Origin of the sequence: Paenibacillus whitsoniae (assembly GCF_003955665.1) — a bacterium.
Lineage (GTDB): Bacteria > Bacillota > Bacilli > Paenibacillales > NBRC-103111 > Paenibacillus_E > Paenibacillus_E whitsoniae.
Map to the genome: position 1 here is coordinate 61,885 of NZ_RXHU01000033.1, position 18,713 is coordinate 80,597.

The 18,713-nt window shown below is 55.1% G+C and carries 15 protein-coding genes; 5 read left to right on the forward strand and 10 right to left on the reverse strand.

Annotated elements, in window-relative coordinates; all coding sequences use genetic code 11:
* Window positions 1-179 precede the first annotated feature (179 nt).
* The 5 genes from EJQ19_RS12350 to EJQ19_RS12370 form a co-directional block, all read right to left on the reverse strand.
* Window positions 180-2,456: a helix-turn-helix domain-containing protein gene (locus EJQ19_RS12350; RefSeq protein WP_126141529.1), complete on the reverse strand. Its 2,277-nt coding sequence runs from the start codon at window positions 2,454-2,456 to the stop codon at window positions 180-182.
* A gap of 190 nt (window positions 2,457-2,646) precedes the next feature.
* Window positions 2,647-3,876, reverse strand: coding sequence for an NAD(P)/FAD-dependent oxidoreductase (locus EJQ19_RS12355; RefSeq protein ID WP_126141530.1), 1,230 nt, complete (start codon window positions 3,874-3,876; stop codon window positions 2,647-2,649).
* Between the two features lie 699 nt (window positions 3,877-4,575).
* The gene (locus EJQ19_RS12360; RefSeq protein WP_126141531.1) at window positions 4,576-5,352 is read right to left on the reverse strand and encodes an EcsC family protein; all 777 of its coding nucleotides are present in this window, start codon (window positions 5,350-5,352) and stop codon (window positions 4,576-4,578) included.
* Window positions 5,353-5,585: 233 nt separating this feature from the next.
* The gene (locus EJQ19_RS12365; protein ID WP_164716506.1) at window positions 5,586-6,857 is read right to left on the reverse strand and encodes a methyl-accepting chemotaxis protein; all 1,272 of its coding nucleotides are present in this window, start codon (window positions 6,855-6,857) and stop codon (window positions 5,586-5,588) included.
* A 131-nt stretch (window positions 6,858-6,988) separates the two neighbouring features.
* Window positions 6,989-8,212 (reverse strand): MFS transporter, encoded by a 1,224-nt coding sequence (locus EJQ19_RS12370; protein ID WP_126141533.1) that lies wholly within the window; start codon window positions 8,210-8,212, stop codon window positions 6,989-6,991.
* Between the two features lie 111 nt (window positions 8,213-8,323).
* Here EJQ19_RS12370 and EJQ19_RS12375 point away from each other — a divergent pair, with 111 nt between their 5' ends.
* On the forward strand, window positions 8,324-9,142 hold the full coding sequence (locus EJQ19_RS12375) for an AraC family transcriptional regulator (RefSeq protein ID WP_241242871.1): 819 nt from the start codon (window positions 8,324-8,326) through the stop codon (window positions 9,140-9,142).
* 510 nt (window positions 9,143-9,652) lie between these two features.
* Here EJQ19_RS12375 and EJQ19_RS12380 read toward each other — a convergent pair.
* The gene (locus tag EJQ19_RS12380) at window positions 9,653-11,329 is read right to left on the reverse strand and encodes an ATP-binding cassette domain-containing protein (protein WP_126141535.1); all 1,677 of its coding nucleotides are present in this window, start codon (window positions 11,327-11,329) and stop codon (window positions 9,653-9,655) included.
* On the reverse strand, window positions 11,320-12,141 hold the full coding sequence (locus EJQ19_RS12385; RefSeq protein ID WP_126141536.1) for an ATP-binding cassette domain-containing protein: 822 nt from the start codon (window positions 12,139-12,141) through the stop codon (window positions 11,320-11,322). The genes EJQ19_RS12380 and EJQ19_RS12385 overlap by 10 nt, the downstream gene beginning before the upstream one ends.
* Before the next feature lie 186 nt (window positions 12,142-12,327).
* Between EJQ19_RS12385 and EJQ19_RS12390 the strand changes: the two genes are divergently transcribed.
* The 4 genes from EJQ19_RS12390 (at window position 12,328) to EJQ19_RS12405 (ending at window position 16,394) form a co-directional block, all read left to right on the forward strand.
* Entirely contained in the window at window positions 12,328-12,927 is a 600-nt protein-coding gene (locus EJQ19_RS12390) for a biotin transporter BioY (RefSeq protein WP_126141537.1), read from the forward strand.
* A 322-nt stretch (window positions 12,928-13,249) separates the two neighbouring features.
* Window positions 13,250-14,077, forward strand: a complete 828-nt coding sequence (locus EJQ19_RS12395) for a hypothetical protein (protein ID WP_126141538.1) — start codon at window positions 13,250-13,252, stop codon at window positions 14,075-14,077.
* Window positions 14,078-14,166: 89 nt separating this feature from the next.
* Window positions 14,167-14,862 (forward strand): response regulator transcription factor, encoded by a 696-nt coding sequence (locus EJQ19_RS12400; RefSeq protein ID WP_126141539.1) that lies wholly within the window; start codon window positions 14,167-14,169, stop codon window positions 14,860-14,862.
* Window positions 14,859-16,394: a HAMP domain-containing sensor histidine kinase gene (locus tag EJQ19_RS12405; protein WP_241242870.1), complete on the forward strand. Its 1,536-nt coding sequence runs from the start codon at window positions 14,859-14,861 to the stop codon at window positions 16,392-16,394. Before EJQ19_RS12400 ends, EJQ19_RS12405 begins: the two co-directional genes overlap by 4 nt.
* Before the next feature lie 2 nt (window positions 16,395-16,396).
* On the opposite strand, the gene EJQ19_RS12410 is transcribed toward EJQ19_RS12405, so the two are convergent.
* From EJQ19_RS12410 to EJQ19_RS31800, 3 genes are all read right to left on the reverse strand, one after another.
* The gene (locus EJQ19_RS12410; RefSeq protein ID WP_126141540.1) at window positions 16,397-17,107 is read right to left on the reverse strand and encodes a glycosyltransferase family 2 protein; all 711 of its coding nucleotides are present in this window, start codon (window positions 17,105-17,107) and stop codon (window positions 16,397-16,399) included.
* Window positions 17,108-17,208: 101 nt separating this feature from the next.
* Complete coding sequence (locus tag EJQ19_RS12415) at window positions 17,209-18,405, reverse strand: YhgE/Pip domain-containing protein (protein ID WP_126141541.1); 1,197 nt, start codon at window positions 18,403-18,405, stop codon at window positions 17,209-17,211.
* Between the two features lie 66 nt (window positions 18,406-18,471).
* On the reverse strand, window positions 18,472-18,713 hold a 242-nt coding region (locus EJQ19_RS31800; RefSeq protein ID WP_164716510.1), incomplete at its 5' end, for a TetR/AcrR family transcriptional regulator C-terminal domain-containing protein.

Sequence of the window (18,713 nt, forward strand, 5' to 3'; positions counted from 1 at the left end):
AGATCAACCTTCCGAGACATTCGGGCGCTGCGATCTGCTTAGCGCGTCTACCGTATCGCTCGGTTTCATGTTCGATCTTAATCGGATCGGACGTCTCCGTACAGTCCGGTATCTATCAATCAGTACGGATTATGATAAATCGGGATAGTCCATATTTTTATAACGGAAACGTATGAATTTTAAGCTTCTTCTTTATTTTTTTCCATGCGATACTGGTTAGGTGTCATCCCTGTGGCCCGTTTGAATGCCGAGAAGAACGTGCTCTTGGTTTGAAATCCGGACTGCTCCGTAATATCCGCTACGGTCCAATCCGTCGTTGTGAGCAGCTTGGCCGCGAACTCGATCCGCTGGGTGGCAATATAATCGGACAAGGAGCAGTGAAAATGATCCTTGAATATTTGTCTGGCATAATTCACCGACATCGAAACATGAGCAGCAACATCATCCACGGATAGCATCGGGTTATGAAGATGGTTCCGCACGTATTCAATCATCTCCGCAGCAACCTCTTCCTTCCTTCCCGATGTATGCTTCTTCCGCTGCTGATCCATAATGCTCAGCATTTCCCGATAAAGCCATTGTTTGACTTCCCAAAGTGTACCAAATTGCTCCAGGAAGGCATGGACACTCTTTAAGCCTTGGAACGTGCTATAATTTTTAAAGCTCTTCATAATTGAATAAACGATGTGGGTCAACTGAAGCTTGCATTCCTCATAACTCAGCTCTTGCATATGTAAGGTGAGTTGGTCCAAGTACCCTTCAAGCGCCTTTTCATTCTTGAGTTGAACGGAATGGATGACCTGCTTTAAGAGTCCTTCGTCGAGATCACTGTCTTTGCCGGGCTCGTACCGCTCCATATCTTCATAAGTAAATACTTTATCCTCGTTATTAATAAACGTCATTAACGTTAATTCATATAACTGGGGATACAAGATCTGCAGATTTTCCTCAACATCAAGCACAGAACTGACAGCCGCATTCACTTCCAGTTTGATCCATTGTTTGATCTGAAGTCTTACTTGCTCCAAAGCGCTCTTTATTTGCGGTAAGTCGTCCTCTGCAGCAGGCGCCGAAATAAGCGCAACGATGTGATCGGAGCCGAAATCTACCGTTTCTGCGGCGTATGCATGATTCATGAGAACCTCAGCCACAATGTTCCCCATGGCAAACCGCAGTAATTTTCGCGAAGCGAAATCATATTGCTCTTCGAATCGTCCATACGATTCCAAACGAATAACCGCGATCCGGAACCAGCCCGTTCGAAGAATGGAAGTTTGACTCTTCATAAACTCTTCAATTCGTTTGGAGGAATTGGGATTAAGAATCCATTGACGCAAATAATCTTCTTTGACCAGGGATTGGCTGCTCTTAATGGACAAATCCAATTGCTCAATCCTCTCCATGAGAGAGTGGAACCCGGAGTGAATCCAAGCCATCTCACTCTTGTCATTCGTTCCCTGTATGATCGAGTGCTCTTTACCGAGCTTCTTTTTCATTTGATAGGCCAAGTCACTAATCGGCTTCAAACTGCGGTAGGATTGCCAGAACAAAAACAACAGTAGGGCAACTAGCAGAAGAATGGAAGAACCGATAATTTCAAATCGCATTTGGTTTACCTTCTCTTGCCATAAAGAAATGGGGGCCATGTAATAAACATCCCAACCTTCGATTGGCAGCCTTTCGGACTGAATGGCCCACGTGACATTTCCATAATTCCATTCCCATCCCTGTTTTTCTGTCCCCGGCTTATCCGTTTTCATCAGCGCATTCGCGAGCATCGGATCGGTATTTCCCAAGATGAATTCCTTGTTCTTCCCTTCAATATACAGTTTGTTTTGGTCCTCATCCGAAATTTGCAGCATGTACTCGTTTAGTAACGGCTTACTGAACAGAATCGCAACAAAGCCCTGATAGTTTTGATTAGGTCCGGCAGCCGGGACAATCAACGCAAGGAACGTCCCCCCTTTTACCTCATGGTTAAAATATTGCAGGTAAGGCGTTTTCTGATTTTTGATATAATCCAATATCTCCGGGTCATAAAAATCGTTAGTGGTATAAATACTTGATTCTGATGTATAGATTTGGTCGAGATTGAAATTGATTAAATACATACCGGAAATGAAGGGCTCACTGTTCATAAACTCCCGCACACTTATAGCCGCCTTATTCAGCGTCAAAGGCGAGTAGTTGTTTTTCTCCATGCTCATCCAAAGCGCAATGTTTTCGTCTGAATACACTCTGAGTGCAAACTGGCGTAATTTCTGCAACGTATACTCCGAGGTTTTCACCACTTGCTTCACTTTCTCCTGATTGGACTTATTCATTTCCTCCTGTGCGCTTCGAGCGAACTGCTGACTCAAAAACAAGGTAAATACCAGCGTGAGCAAACTCACGACAAGGCAGGAATAGAAGAATATGCTCAAATACATCTTCTTTGGTTTGATCCGGTCCCACATGGAAACACTTCCTCATGAAGAATTTAATAGCGAATGGTTCAACCTGAAAACAATCAAATCGTATGATAGATTTTTCAGCAAGTCCAGTGCAAATCTTACTAACCAGGTACGAATTTTATATCCGGCAACAAAAAGCTGGACAGCGCCCGGAATGCCCTCCGGTACCGCCGCCCAGCTTTTTCCATTGCCCTCAATTCGGAACGTGCCTGCTGCGTTCCATATATTTCTGCTTGAAAATCACTTTTTTCCATACGAGCGGCAGCCCGCCGATCAGAAAGAGATAGCGGGTGTCGATGCATTTTTTGAGAAAAGCGGCGAACCGCCCTTTCACCTTTCTCACTTTGAGCAGGCCGACCGCTTCTCCCCGGCCCAACGACGCTACCGTCCCTTTGTAGTCATAGACGAACGGTCGCAGCTCTTTTCCCCTTACCGTCTGCAAAATATTACGCGCCGCATTAGTCCCCATCTGCACCGCGATCTGCGCCGTAGCCGGATATGGCGTCCCCTCCGGGCTCATGACAATCGCGCAGTCCCCCGTCACCCAGACGTTCGGGTACTGGTAGGAGCGCAGGCAGCTGTCGACCTTGACACGTCCGCGCTGCACCTCAAAGCCCGCTTCCTGCAGCAGCGCGTTCCCGCGAACGCCGCCCGACCAAATGATCGTGCCCGCACGAATCAACTCGCCGCTGCCCAGCACGACGCCTTCCTCCGTACACGCCTTGATCACCGTGGAGAGGCGGTACTGAACCCCTTTGCGGCGCATCACCTCCATGCCGTATTCGACAAGATCAACCGGCAGGCCGGGCGGCAGCGGCGACGGGGAAGCTTCGATGTTGATGATGCGCACATCCGCCGGGTCGACGTCATAAGTGCGGCACAGCACCGGCACCCGGTCGGCCAGCTCGCCGACGAATTCCGTCCCCGTGAACCCCGCGCCGCCCACAACGAAGGTCAGATAATCCTTCCGTTTCGGATACACCTTCGACTTGGCGAACATGTACTCAATATGCTGGCGGATGAAACGGACGCTATTAATGCTTTTGATCGACATGGCGTACTCCCGCATGCCCGGGATGCCGAACGTTTCCGTCTCGCTGCCGAGCCCGACGACCAAGTAGTCGTAGCTGAGGATGCCGTCCTCGAGCACGACCTCTTTGTGCTCCGGCCTAATTTCCAGCACCGTCGACTTCCGGAAGTGAATCTTCCGGGGATCTATCAAATCCGCAATCGCCACACGCGCATGGTCATGGTGGTCGGTCCCCGCTGCCGGCATATGCAAATGCGTCGTAATGTAGTGGTAATCGTGCTTATTCACCAGCGTCACATCAAGCTCGCGGCCCCTCATCTTCTTCTGCAGCCGAATCGCCGTAACAAGCCCTCCATACCCTGCGCCTAAAATCACAACTTTCGGTCTCTCCATCGCTCCACGCCTCCACTTGTGAAAAAAATCACTTGATGATTTGTGAAAATAATCACATATTATCGTAAAAGGGGTGGTAACCAACCCTCTTTCCAGTATATGCGCAGATGACAGCGGCTAGCACTCGAAGATGGGCCGGCAAGTACCCTTTTTGCCGCCCGATTCGTTAGCTCGGCCATATAGCGAGGAGGATAGTCGCCGCCAAGGAAGGGCGAGGCTATGGCGAGTGAGACACACGAACAGGCAACCAAGCAAAAGCTGCTGCTCGCTCCGTGCCACCCTCATCTCAACTGGAATTTCTCCAGCTGATTCGAGCCGAAAAGCCGTTTTCTCCTCACTCAACTGGAAAAGCTCCAGTTTATGGAGCTCATTTCGCCACTTTTAGCGGTAATCTAGCTTGAATGAGATGGAGAAATTCCAGTTCAGGTGTCCATTTGTCCCAAAACGCTGCTCATGTGCTGGAGAAATTCCAGTTCATGCAGCAATGATCTATTAGCATACTACCTGCTGGCCTAGGTCAACACCAACCTTGAGGGTGGAGTAGTCCCAGTTCGTGCAGTGCATCCCCCTTGGCACCGGCAAGTTACTTTTGTGCAATCGCCTCAGGAAAAACAGCGCAGCTCACTGGTACTTTCCCTCAGAGGTGTTGCAAGGAGTCGGCCCGTCAAGTTGCCTATCGTTTCCACTTGCATCATGCGCCTAGCGCGCATTCCCCCCGTCCCTTGCCCCTGCTCGCTCCTGCAGCCAGCGCAGCCTGTAACTGTTCATCGCCGCGACGCCAAGCTCCTCCAAAAGGTCGTAATTCGCCCAAGCGCCGACGACGGCGCCGATGCCGGGCAACAGTTGGAGCATTTTGCGGAAATCGATCGTATCCCGGTATTCCTGCTGCAGCTGCAGCCAGTCGATCCCCGCCATGCCGTCATCCGTCCGCGGCATCGCCGCAGCGATGGTCGGCCAGTTCCGCACCGTTTCGAACAGCTGCGGCTTCTTCGGTGCGCTGGAGAATGCCAACTGGAACACATACAAAATGAAAAGCCGTTCCCTATAATCGTGCGTGGAATAACCATACAGATGGGCGAGCTCAAAAAGAAATTTAAGCTTGATGCCAAGCAGCATCGGAAAATCCGCGAGTCCGAGCAAAATCCCGCCAGCCCCTGTCCCAGCCCCTTCAACCGCGGCAATTTTCCGATACCTGGAAAGAAGCTCCTCCGCTTTCCCATCGCGCTCCGCTAGCGAAAGGCCGCGCAGAGGAAGCCCCGCCGGCACATAGCTGATCCCAAACAGCGTGGTCTGAATGATCCCTTTGACCGTGGCGGTAATCGTTGTATGCATTTTGTCCGGAAGAAGACGATTGATGCGGGTTTGCAGAGCTTTAGAGGTTCGCTCGACGAACCCAGGCGGCTGTTGAAGTTTGATTTCCCAGCGCTTTAAGGTCCGCAGCATCTGCTGCTCGTAGAGGGTATATTCGGGTTCCATGAGCTTCACCGCCTCGCCTAAGTTGGATTCAGTATAGTATACGGCGAACAGGAGCTCAAGGTGGCAGGTTGCGTCGGCTAAAGTTACACGACTCCACCGTCCTGTCAAGGACAGGCGAGGTTACTGATGGCATATAACCACTTCGCGGATATACGTTCCAATATGCGGACGGCAAAAACGCCCACAATACGTCATGCGACGAATCGAGGCGTTTCCTTTTGCCTGTCCAGGGCTTAGAGCTGGAACACATTGATTTTGGACTTCAGCAGATTAGCCTGGCTTCTCAGCGATTCTGACGAAGACGCCAGCTCCTCCATCACAGCCATCTGCTCCTGCACGGACGAAGCGACTTGTCTCGTTTCAATTGAGATTTGATTGGCAATGTCCGCCACCTTATTCGTCTGGCCCAGCGTACTTTCGATAAGCCCGATCTGCGCGGCTATGCTGCCTGCAATGCTTTCCACGGCTTGCGCCGTCTCGAGCACCGCGCGGTTGATTCGATCCAGAGCCACTTGCCCCCGCTCGCCATGAACGACCTCGCGACTGGCGAGCTGCTCCTGCGCGGTTATTTGCTCGACGACGCCGGCAACATCGGATTCAACGCGGACAATCAGTTGGTCAATGTCCTTGACCGATTGGGAGCTTTGCTCGGCCAGCTTGCGAATCTCATGCGCGACGACCATAAAGCCGGAGCCGTGCTCCCCCGCTCTTGCCGCTTCGATGGAAGCGTTCAATGCGAGCAGATGCGTCTGATCGGCAATGCCTCCGACGACACCGGACATGATGCGAATCTCTTTGGCATTGTCGTGCAGCTGCCTGACGACCTCAATCGACGTCCGGCTCGACGCTGCAAGATTCAACATGCCCTGCACCAGCGAGCGTACGATACTGTCGCTTTCCTGAATCGTTCTCAGCATGTCTCTGGAAAGCGCCTGCGACTCATCGGCTTGCTCGCCGACTTCGCCTGCTGCTTGCTGAATCTGTACAACGGCCGTTAAAGCCTCTTGCACGGATGCCGCTTGCTCCAATGCGCCGTTTGATATAATCTCAGCCGCGCCGACGATGGATTCGATCTGCAGCGACGCCTGCGTCATGCCCCCGCTTAAGACCCCGGCATGATTTTCGGTAAAAGAAACGTTGTCGGCAATGTCCGAAATCGTTTGCCGCAAGCTCGCTATCATCGTTTCAAACGACACGCTAAGTAGACGAATCTCGTCATTCGGGCGGTACGCGGGAATCTCCACTTGCAAATTGCCGGTCGCGGCTTCGTTGGCGGCGTCCTTCAGCCGAATCAGCGGTTTGATGAACCATGACGCGCCAATCCACCCCAGCAGCCCCGTCCAAAAAATACCGAGGAGCAGCACAACAGAGAGATACATCCAATCGGGCACCCCCGGTGCAATCCTATCTTTCAAGTAAAAAATAAACAGTGCGCTGCATCCATAGGTTACGGTGGATACAATCGTGATTCCGGTTACGATTTTTTTGACTAAACCCATTTTCATGTCGACTTCACCTTCACTTGCCTGGAATGTAATGTCATGCATCCCTCTAGCGGATATATCCATTACACCATATGTGCGGCGGTCAAGCTGTGATTTGTGTCACAGACAAGGGGAATATCCCTACCAAAGCCCTACCCCTGCTGCATCAGCTTGCTATCTCTCGGCAACAGGAAGGCGCACACACCAAGCAGCGGCAGGAACGCGCAGAGCTTGATTGCGAAAGCAACACCAGTCATATCGCTGATCCAGCCGAGCAGCACCGAACCGAGGCCGGCCATACCGAACGCCAAACCGAAGAACAAGCCGGACACCGTACCGACATGATTCGGCATCAGCTCTTGCGCATACACGATGATTACGGAGAAGCCCGACATAAGAATAAGGCCGATGGCGCAGCACAGTACGAAGGCGAGTTCAGGCGAGACAAATGGCAGAAGCAGCGAAAACGGCGCCGTCCCCGCAATGGAAATCCAGATCATCGTCTTTCGGCCGAAGCGATCCGCCAGCGGACCTCCCAGCAGCGTACCGACCATGCCAGCGAACTGTAGGGCGAATAAACAAAGCTGAGCGCGAGACATCGGCAGATTGTAGTGATCCATAAAATAAAATGCGTAAAAGCCCGTCATACTCGCGATATAGACGAATTTGGAAAATAGCAGTGCAATCAGGATCGTCATTGCCCCGGCAATAAAACGCTTGGAATGCGGCGAACGGACGCGATGAACTCCAGCTGCCGCCGGGCGTCTAGCGGATCCACCAGCGAGCTGCCCCGCGTACCACCGGCTCATGTACAATTGCACAGCGATTCCGATGACGGCCGCGATCGTGAACCACAGAAAGCCCTTCGGCCCGTGGGGCATGATAATGAACGCTACGAGCAGCGGTGCGAGCGCTTGCCCGGTATTGCCTCCGACCTGGAACACGGACTGGGCCAAGCCGCGTCCTTTCCCCGCCGCGAGCCGTGCGACGCGGGACGATTCGGGATGCAGCACCGAAGAACCGACACCGATCAGTGTTGCGGACACCAGCAGCATCCAGAAAGCTTGCGAATACGCAAAGCCCAAGAGCCCGAGCAGCGAGAACACCATGCCCAAAGGCAGCAGGCTCGGCATCGGTCTGCGATCCGACATGTAGCCGATCACAGGCTGCAGCACAGACGCCGTAATGTTCAGCATGAAGGCGACCCATCCTATTTTGGTGAAGGAGAGGTGCATCGTGGATTGGAAAAGCGGAAAAGCCGATGGCACGGCCGTCTGCATCGCATCGTTCAGCAAGTGGGCAAAGCTGACACCGATGAGGATCCAGACCGCCGAATAGCGCTGCGCCGGGAGGGCCGCTGTTTGAGTCTGATTCATGGAAGAATCCCCCTTTCAATTTTCACAAGTATACCGAATCCAAGGGGTACGGGTCGTTGTGAAAAGTGCTGCGTAATGCGCAATTTTTGCTATAATGGGGGCAGGCAGGTGATGACCATGGAAATGAAGGCAGAAACAGCTTGGATCGAGCTGTGGCAAGGGAGCAATGAGTTTAGAAATATTCCGCATACCCACGAAAACTGGATGCAGGTCACGCTTCCGGTCAAAGGTATGTGTTACTTTACACAAGAAGCGCGCAGCTATTCGCTGGGGCAGGGCAGCGGTCTGATTCAGCCGCCGGGGTCCAAGCACCATTTTCATCTAGGGGAACAAACCACTGTCATTATCCTCAAAGTACGCGAAAAAGGGCCTGGCGGCATGACGTCTATCCAGCCGCAATTTGCGGCAGGCGCGCACCATGATGTCCGGCAAACGTTCGATCCGAGCGCACTCGTCGGCCGCTTCCAGCAGTGGATGCTCGCGCTCATGCAGGGGCAGACGCTTGCCGACCCTCTCGCGATAGAGCACGTGGAGCAAGATGTCCTGGCGTATGTCGGCGACTGGCTCGGCGTAAGCTTGTCGGATTCTGTACCGGGAGCAGCGCCGATCGAGAGGGTTGATCCCCACATGCAGCGGGTGCTCGCCTATCTCCACGATTGCTACCAGCAGCCGGTCAGCGTCGATGAACTGGCTGCGCTGGCGCTGCAAAGCCGGTTTCATTTTATCCGTTCGTTTCGCAAAGCAACCGGCACCACGCCGTATCAATATTTGCTCGGCCTGCGTATCGAGGAAGCGAAGCGCAGACTCCGCCGCACGGAGACACCGATCGGCCAGATCAGCGCAGACTTGGGCTTTTCGAGCACGAGCCAGTTTCATCGGGCTTTTCTAAAAATGACGGGGGCTACGCCGCAGGGGTATCGGCAGGGGTAGGAGGGCTTGTACAGGCCGCTCCTCTCTTAAGCCAGTACCCTTTTTAGTACGAGCCTCTCAACCGCTCCCCCTCAAAGCGCGCGCATCGAACGAGTTTATAAAGAATCCCCATTGCCTCTTCGACGAGGCTGCAGATAGGAGAAGTTATTGCCCCTTTAGGCGAGAAGCTGCTTTTCCTACAACAAATTTAGAATAATAGCGGGATTCTGCGAAACATCCTGCATTTCATACAGGTAAATTGCCGCCTGTCTCCCCATTTTCGAGCAAAAAGCACTCCACGACGAAATTTTGCTGTAGGTTTTACATGATTTTCAGCAATTTGGGCATTTTCAAGAGAATTACCTGTAGTTTATGCAGGAAATGGAATATTAGGTCTCGTCACATCGGGGCGTCTCTACCTCACGTTCGTAAGACACATGTCGGGGGATCGGTGGGAAAACGGAAGTTCACGGATTTCCACAAAAAAACTCCCTCGAGGTTCATCAGAACCAGCAAGGGAGTTTTTCTTATTTATGCGCGCACCACCCACAACACCACATACACCGCTACCGCCGCCACCGCCAGCAGCGTATCCTTCCGCCGCCAGACCAGCGTGCTCCGCCGCCTCAGCAAATGCTTGCCGTCGATCCGCTTCAGCTCCATCGCGACGGTAAACTGCTCCGCCTTATGGAAGGCGGCGAGCAGCAGCGGCACGACCAGCGCGGGCAGATCGCGCAGCCGCACGGTGCCGGGCCTGACGGCGGCTTTGCCGCGGGCCCGTACGATCATGGCAAACTGCTGCCACTCCCGCAGGAGCAGCGGAATGAACCGAAAGAGAAGGGACACCGCCAGGGCGAACGAAGCGACCGGCAGTTTCACCTTATCGAGATAACGCAGCGCCCAGGTCAGCCCCTGCACGAGCTGACCGAAAGGCGTCGACACCGCCAGCCACATCCCCGCCAAAAGCACGACGAACAGTCGTGCCAGCAGCAAGGCGGTGCTCCATCCGCTCGCGGTGTCATAGCCGATCGGCAGCGCGCCGCCGTCGCTGCCGGTGAACCGCACGCCTGCCAGCGCGACGGAGAACGCCAGGAAGAGGAGGTAGGCCACCGCCATCTTCCTCGCTCCGCGCAGCGCGCTGCGCGGCAGCCCGAGGCAGGCGCAGCCGAGGAGCCCTGCCGCCACCGCGAGGCCGCTCCACGTCCCCTGCTGCATCGTCCCTAGGACGAGCAGCAGGTAGAGGAGCCACTTCGCGCGCGGATCGCGCCGCAGCCACGCGGTCTGCGGCGGCTCCGCCGCTGCGGCTCCGCCAGCGCGCGCGGCGGCCGCTTCCGGCGCCTCCGCGGGCGGCGCCGCCGGACTAGCGCTGCTGCGCGAGCGCAGCGCAGCCGCAATCGCCTGCGCCGTGGCCGCAGGCGTAAGCCCCTCCGGCGCGATGGCGAGGCCATGCCGCGCCAAAGCCACGGCGGCCTCCGCGCAACTCGGGAGGCCCACCCCCGCGCGCACCAGCACGTGCGGTGCGCGGCAGAGCGCCTCCGGCGAGCCGTCGAAGACCAGCTCGCCGGAGGCCAGCACCAGCACACGATCCGCCAGCGGCAGGAACGTGTCCAGGTCGTGCGTGGCGATGACCAATCCGCCACGGGTGCGCGCCCGCAGCGTGCGCAGCAGCTCGCGCACGGCCGCCGCCTCCAGGCCGGCGGTGGGCTCGTCCATGAGGAGCCAGTCCGGCTCCGTGGCGAACGTCGTCGCCAGTGCGAGGCGGCGCTGCTCCCCGCCGCTCAGCGCCAGCGGCGAGCGGTCGGGCGCAAAAACGCCGCGCGGGTCAAAGGCTGCGCAAGCGTCACCGATGCGGCGCTCCTGCTCGTTCGCGGCGAGCTTATAAGGCCGCAGCGAGTAGGCGAACTCCTGCCGGATGCTTCGGGCAAACAGCTGCGCCTCGGGAAACTGAAACGTCAAGCCAAGCCGGAGCAGAAGCTGCGGAGCCACCTTTCTTTGGTGCCAAAGCGATTCGCCATCCAGCAAGACCTCGCCCTCTTGGGGCTCAAGTAGCCCCGCCATCACCTGGAGCAATGTGGATTTACCCGATCCGGTATGACCAATGACTAATGTTAAGGAATTGGGGTGAAGCGCAACGCTCACCGCATTCAGTAACCGCAACGCTGGGTTATCCGGTGCCGTCACCGACACCCGCTTCAGTGTTAAAGACATGAGATCGCCTCCGCCAATTCGTCCATGGATAGGGGCAGCGCGGTCAGCGCAACCCCTTGCTCGCGCAAGTGCCGAACGGTTTGAACCACAAAAGGTAGATCAAAGCCTAGCGCTTCACAGGGAGAAACCTCCCCCTCGCCATAGAAAAACAGATGCGGATCCCCGTCATACGTCACCCGCCCCTCGCCGAATCCGATGACACGGGTCGCTTCCGACGCTTCTTCCAGCCGATGCGTAATCCACACAATCGTCGTGCCTTGCCGATAAGCCTCGCGGACCGCCGCGAGGACATCCATCCGGGCCGCGGGGTCCAGCATCGCCGTCGCTTCATCACAGACGAGCAGCTTCGGCTTGGTCGCCAGTGCGACGGCCAGATTGAAAAGCTGCTTTTGCCCGCCGGAAAGCGTGAGCAGCGATCTTGAAGGCGAAATCTCCAAGCCTACGGCAGCCAGAACCTCCCGGTACCATGCGGCGCGCGCTTCTTCCGGCAAGGTCTGGGCATAGGGGATCCAATTCAGCTCATCCTCCACCGTATCGCCGATAAACTGTGCCTCCGGCAGTTGGAGTACGCCTTTCATCCCATTGTCCAAGCCTTCGTACCGTGCAACCGTTCCTTCAGAAATCGGGCTTAGGCCAAGCAGGACGCCGGCCAATGTGCTTTTGCCGCTGCCGTTGGGGCCCACCACCGCAATCCATTCCTTCTCGTGAATAGCAAGGGATACGTCCGACCAGACGGGACGGCCCTCGCCCGTCTCAGTGCGATAGACGACCGAAGCCTTGTTCAGCTGAACGAAAGGTTCCCCTATCGACATATGTTCGTTCCTGGACGGTACGACTACAGATGATGTAGTGCCGCTTCGTGGATACTCTTTCCGATTCACTCAAAAAGTTCCTTTCCTTTTCGAAACTTGTGTGCTATGATCTCCAATGTAAACCTAATTCGTTTTATTTTGGTTGACAATAAGTTAACAATATCAGAAATAGGAGCGATCAACAATATGAAACTTACGTTACGCGGCATTGTTTTTAGTGCACTTTTTGCAGCTATTCTCGTTGTTTTCAGTTTTTTCAAAATTCCAATGGAACCTGTGCCGATTACTTTGCAGACACTGGCGGTCATGTTGGCGGGCGGTTTGCTCGGCGCGCGGTACGGCTTTCTGAGCATGCTGCTCGTCGTCGTCCTGACCGCGATCGGCTTCCCAATGCTGCACGGCAACGGCGGAATCGGCACTGTTCTGGGCCCTACAGGCGGCTTCATTATGATGTGGCCGCTATCCGCCCTGATGATCGGTCTGCTTCTGCCCCGTATTCGGATGAATGGCGTTCTGGGGTATGTCGGAGCGTTCCTCGTGCTTGAAATTTTCGGTTCGCTCTTCGCCTATCCGCTGGGTGTAGGCTGGTTGATGTACAAAGTGCCGTCCTATACCTTCGCCAAAGCGATGGCGGCAGGCTGCTACCCTTTCCTCGTCGGCGATGCCATTAAAGCGGTTGCTGCTACCTTGATTATCGCGCCGATCCGCCAAGTGTTCCCGCCGCAGCGGCTCACCGGTTCTTCTTCTCATAGCGTCATTATAAAGAACGAAGCTTCTGCCGGCTAGAGGCTGCCCGGTATCCTTAACATCCGCAGCCTAAACTGTAACGAAATTGAAATATTTCATTCATCTTCTTTTAATGAACACTGGCTATAATAATAACCAACCCCCCTTTAAAATATAAAACTTAGACCCACGGCCCGTTGCTGTGGGTCTCTTTTTTTGTAAGCCCCGGCTGGCCTGCGAATCACATAATTTCCCACAATGTTCAGACAAGATGTCCACAATCTTTCGGTACAGTAGGTGTTGTGAGGGAGATGCGCAAGGACAACCGAACAAGGCGCCTCCCCGCTAAACTATCCCCCTTATCGAAAGGAGCTTGACCCTCATGAAATCTTGGAAAAAACGTACGCTGCAAGCCAGCCTGCTCGCTGTGATCGGAACGATGACCCTTGGCGCCGTAAGCGCCTCCGCAGCTGATAAATCCAGCGAAGCTCAGCCTGTCGCCACGGCTGCGCCTGCTCCGGCGGGTTTACAGACCGTGACATGGACGTCGATCAAAGACGCAAGCGGCTCCGCAACTGTAAGCGCAGCGCCTGCGGCAACCATCGCGTTCCGCGCCGGCGGCTTTTCCGTGCTCAGTCAGCCAGCTTTGGAGCGGAGCTACTGGAAGCTGCTGGCCGCTACATATGCACCGGAAACGGCTGCAGATTGGAAAAAGGCTCTCGATGACCGCAAGCAAGTCGAAGCGCAATTGCCGAAGACAGCAACCTTTACCAAAGCCATTCCAGCACCGCTGTTGAAAGAAGGCAGTAACATCGAAGGTCAAGCGCTTGATGACACCGTTACATTGACGCCTGCGCCCGAGTCGCCGGATTCCGCGGAAGCGAAGCCTGTTGACTCCCTTCCCATCTTGTCTCCACTCCCGATTGCTGAAGGTGTGACCATCGTTACTCGCGCTATACCAGCAGATGAGGCAAGTTCTCTCACCCAAGCACTCCCAGTTGAGGGGCTTCCCGCCGATGTTATAATGAAAGCGGAGCCTTCCGAAGAAGCGATTCGTCTCCAAAAGCTGGCTGAAGCCGTAGACGCGGACGATGCGACCGCCATTCAAAGCTTGCTGCCGCAGTTGCTGCAGGATTACATCAAACAAACCGATGAACTGCGCAGCATGGTGAAACATCTGCAATCGGAAAAACCTGCTGACAACGAATAGCAGATACTGATGTGCACAGTGGAACCAGCCTTCTTATAAGGGGGCCGGCTCCACTTTTCCCTATTATTGAAAGGCAGGTGCCAACGGCCTTGTACCGTATTTTTTTAGTAGAAGATGAAGAGCATTTGAGAGGCTTGCTGGCCGCTTATTTGGAAAAAGAGGGGTGGCAGGTGCGCTCGTTCCCGGACGGCATTTCCGCGCGAGACGCGATTGCGGAGCGGCCGGACCTGTGGGTCCTCGATATTATGCTGCCAGGTGTGGACGGCTTTCAGCTTATTCGTGAAATCAAGGCCGATCTCCCCGGTATGCCGGTGATTTTCGTTTCCGCGCGCGATGCGGATATCGATCGCGTCATCGGGCTTGAGCTGGGCAGCGACGATTATATGCCCAAACCTTTCTTGCCGCGGGAGCTCGTCATTCGCGCGCGAAAGCTGCTGGAGCGCGTCTACGCCGGACAAGCCGCGGGTTCGGCTGCGCCGGTGGAGCAGCCCGTCAAGCTGCCAACGATCGCTTCGTATGCGATCGACGAGCCCGCCCGCTCCGTCAAAGACGGACAGGGCCAACCGCTCGAGCTGACGGCCAAGGAGTTCGAGCTGCTGCTGTATTTTTACCGGCATCTGGGGCAGGTTCTTGAACGTGAGCAGGTGCTCAGCGCAGTATGGGGCGCGGATTATTTCGGCACGGATCGCGTGGTTGACGATTTGGTCAGGAGGCTGCGCCGCAAGCTGCCGGAGCTGCCTCTAGAAACCGTATACGGGTACGGGTATAGGATGGTGAAAGCATGAGACTGCGGATCGGAAGCTGGCCGCTGGCCGTCAAATTGTGGGGCGCTTTTGCCGCGCTCACTATTGTCATTTTTGGGTCCTTGGCGATTCTTCTGCCTTGGACGTTAAAAGGTTTTTTTACCGAGCAATTGTACGACATTCTCTTGGATACGCAACAAGGCATTCAGATCGAGGCAACGGCAAGCTTGGTCGCCGTGCCGAGCCTTACGCTGCCTGCGATTCCCTTGCAGACCCAGGCGTTGGAAGCCAAGCCGGTTGCCACTTTGGAAGCGCCACTTCTTCAGGAATGGGGCAGTGTTCAGCCTGCTCCCGTGTCAGCTAACAGCAGCGGTCTGGCACCTCAGGCTTCCGTCATCACCATTCAAAGCGGAACGACGGTCACTGGCCCTTCCATCCGTCACTTCATGATTCAGGGCTCAGCCGAAGCCGTCAATGCGGAACCCGCGGCTGCAGCAACCTTAACGGCCAGCACAAGCAGCTCGGAAGCTTTTGTCTCTGCAATGGAAAAGGACGCTTACGCACAGGTCCAACCCGTTGCCAAGTATACGCGCAGCATCGATGACCGCAGCATTTTTTATGTCATTCGAAAAGAGATGGTTCAAGGCACGCCCAGCTATCTGGTCTCCTATGCCTGGGGCAACTACCGCAACGACCTGGTGATGACGATGTTCGTTCGGCTGATGATGATCATGGTCGTTCTGATCGTGCTGAGCTGGCTGCCATGCCTAGGCATCGCTCGGTATTTCACGCGTCCGCTCGTTCAAATGGAGCGGTTTGTCGGGCGAATGGCCAAACGGGACTGGCATGATCCAGTGGAAACCGGCCGCAAAGACGAGATCGGCCGCTTGGGCCGGGCCATTGAATCCATGCGGCAGCGGCTTGTCCGGCAGGACCGGGCGCAGCAGTTTTTTCTCCAGCATACGTCGCATGAGCTGAAAACGCCTGTCATGGTCATCCGCAGCTATGTGCAGTCGATTCAGGACGGCGTTTTTCCTAAGGGCACGCTCAGCGCGAGCCTCGATGTCATTATGAAGGAAGGCGAACGGCTGGAAAAGCGGATTCGCGATCTCCTGCTGCTCAACAAGCTGAACTATTTAACGGTGAAAGAGAAGCCGTTTGCAGCATTTGACCTGAAGGCGGTAGTCTGCGATGTCGTGGAGCGGCTGCGTTATCGGAGACCTGAAGTCGCGTGGGAGTTGGACCTCGTGCCCTGCACGCTGGATGGGGATCAGGAACAGTGGAAAATCGCACTCGAAAATTTGCTCGATAATCAGCTTCGCTACGCCGAAAGCCGTATCGGGGTCGTGCTCCGCGCCGAAGGCGGGCAATTGGAGGTCCGCATCTTCAACGACGGTCCGCCGCTCGATGAGGCGATTCGCGACAGTCTGTTCGAACCATTCCGAACAGGAGGCGATGGGCAATTCGGGCTTGGTCTGGCCATCGTCAAACAAATCATGGACCATCACGGGCTGGCGGTCGATGCTCAAAATAGAGAGAAAAACGGCGTAATCTTTACGATTACGCCGAGGTAATCTTACAGCCTCCGGTTCGATACAGGGCGAAAGTCCTTCGTCACGCCGATCATTTGACCACCATTACGATAATAGTCATCCTGGACGCGCCAGGTATGGCTTTTTTTGTTTTTGCGGCGGATGTAAACATAGTTGAACGGTGTGGTGGCGTACGTTTTGAAGCCATGGCTGCGGGCCGCCCGGAGGAAGGCGACGTCTTCGCCCAGCGAACGATCCGGAAATCGCACTTTGCGAAGCACGCGTCTGCGGAACAGAATCGTGCCGCCCTGCACGAATTCCACCTCTTGGTCGCGATCATGCGGCGAACGAATCAGCAATTGCTTGGACGCGGTCAAGTAGATGAGGCAGGCATGCTTGCCAACGATGTCGCTGCGGGTGCGATAGAGCGCCTTGACTTGCTCCCGCAAGTAATACGGCGAGTAATAATCATCATCATCAAACTTGGCGATCAACGGGAAGTGTGCCTTGACGATGCCGCAGTTAAGGCATTGCCCGAGCGACGTTCGCTCGGCGACTTGGTAGACGCGAACGTTCGGCACGCCCCGCACTTTGCGGCGGTATTCAGCAAGCGGCATGTTATCCTGATTTAAAATGATAATGAGCTCCTTCGCCGGATACTGCTGCCTCTGAAAATTGCGCACAATATTGTTGAAAAATTGCGGGCGGTTCGTGCACGTAATAATAGATACGCCCGGAATTGCCCTTTTTCTCATGCCGGCTCGTCACTCCTTTCTACGCTATGAACGGTTCAACATATGTTCATGGCCGGGCGGACGTGTCGGCAGGTGTCTAGGACTCCGGGCGATTGCATAAGTTAGGCGGCGGCTGAAGCCGTGGGTTTGGACTGTCTTTTCGCCGCGGACATCACCGTCAGCACCAGTCCCGCCGCGCCGATCCAACCCAGCGTCCACATCGGTGCGTTAAGATTCAAGCCTTGGCCGAAGTAGAGCACGTCGCGCAGTCCGGCCGCGCCAAAACGCAGCGGCATCCACGTATACAGCCAGTCATGGCTGAAGCTCGGGAGCATTTCCGGCGGCAGCGCAAGCACTGGTGCGCCGAAGAAGAAGACGAGTACGAAAAGCGGCACCCCTTTTAGACCCAGCCAGGAAACGATGGCGGTTTGCAGCAGGAAAAAGGCAAAGCCAGTGAACCATAAAAATAACCAAGTTTCACTGTAATCCGGAATCGCTAGCCCGAGCCACGTCCCTGCAACGAGCACGATACTTCCTGCCGCAAATGCCGACAGGACGGCACCGCCAAGCAGCTGCGCGAGTCGTACGCGGAGGAGATGCGTGACGGAACCGGCTTGCGCGGCCGCTTTGCCTGCGGCCATGAATAACAGCAGCGTTGCAACCATCGCCCCAAACCAGGCGAGCTGTGTGAGCGCAACAGGCGCGTTGCCGTTCATGCTGCTGGTGCCGACAGGGTTAACCGTCGTTGTGGTGAGTTGGATCGGTGCCGCAAACGCCTTCGTCTGCTCCGCCGTCAGCGTGCCTCCCTGCTTGGCGATTTGCCCAAGCAATTGCTCGCGCACTTGGCCGTTCATACCGGCCAGCATTTGATTCAGGATTTGGTTCACCATCGTAGCCGCGGTGTTGTTCATGCCTGGATTGGTGTGCAGCACTGCTGCCGCAGGCTGTCCTTGCGGTGTCGTCAAGCTCAGCAGCTTTCGGCTAAAATCCGCAGGAATCACGACCGCCCCGTACGCCTGCTGCCGGTTCATCGCGTCCACCGCTTCTTGCTCGCTAACGGCAACTGTCCATTGCAGCGGAGAGACAGCGCCTTCCTGCGTCGGAGCAGCTGTAATTTTGTCCTGCAGCAGCTTGCCAAAATTCATCTCTTGCCCAGTCGGCAGCTTCTCGCCTGCGTCTTGCTGGACGAGGATGACCGGTAAATTCCGCGGCACCGGATTAACCGACGAACCGAGCTGCGCCAAGCCCAGCAGCAGGATCACGGCAAAAACCGCGACGAACGCGATGTAGACGTGCTTTTGTCTTAAAAATGTTTTCATAAAATCTCCTCCTCGATTGTTTGTTATTTCACTCAACGATGTGTGAACGAAATTAGTAAAAAAACATCACTTCCGCCATAACGACACAGTGAAAGTGACCATTTTTCTCAAATATCCATCAAGATCCGATTGCACCAGATTAATTGCCGTCACCTGACTCATCACGACCATCAGCCCCACCGAGATCACTTGTCTGGCCGCCAAATCAAAATCCATTTCGCGAATTTCGCCCGCCGCCGCTCTTCTCGCTAACGCCGCGGTCAAGTCCTTAAGGCGCTGCAACACCATATCCGACATGAAATGTTTAT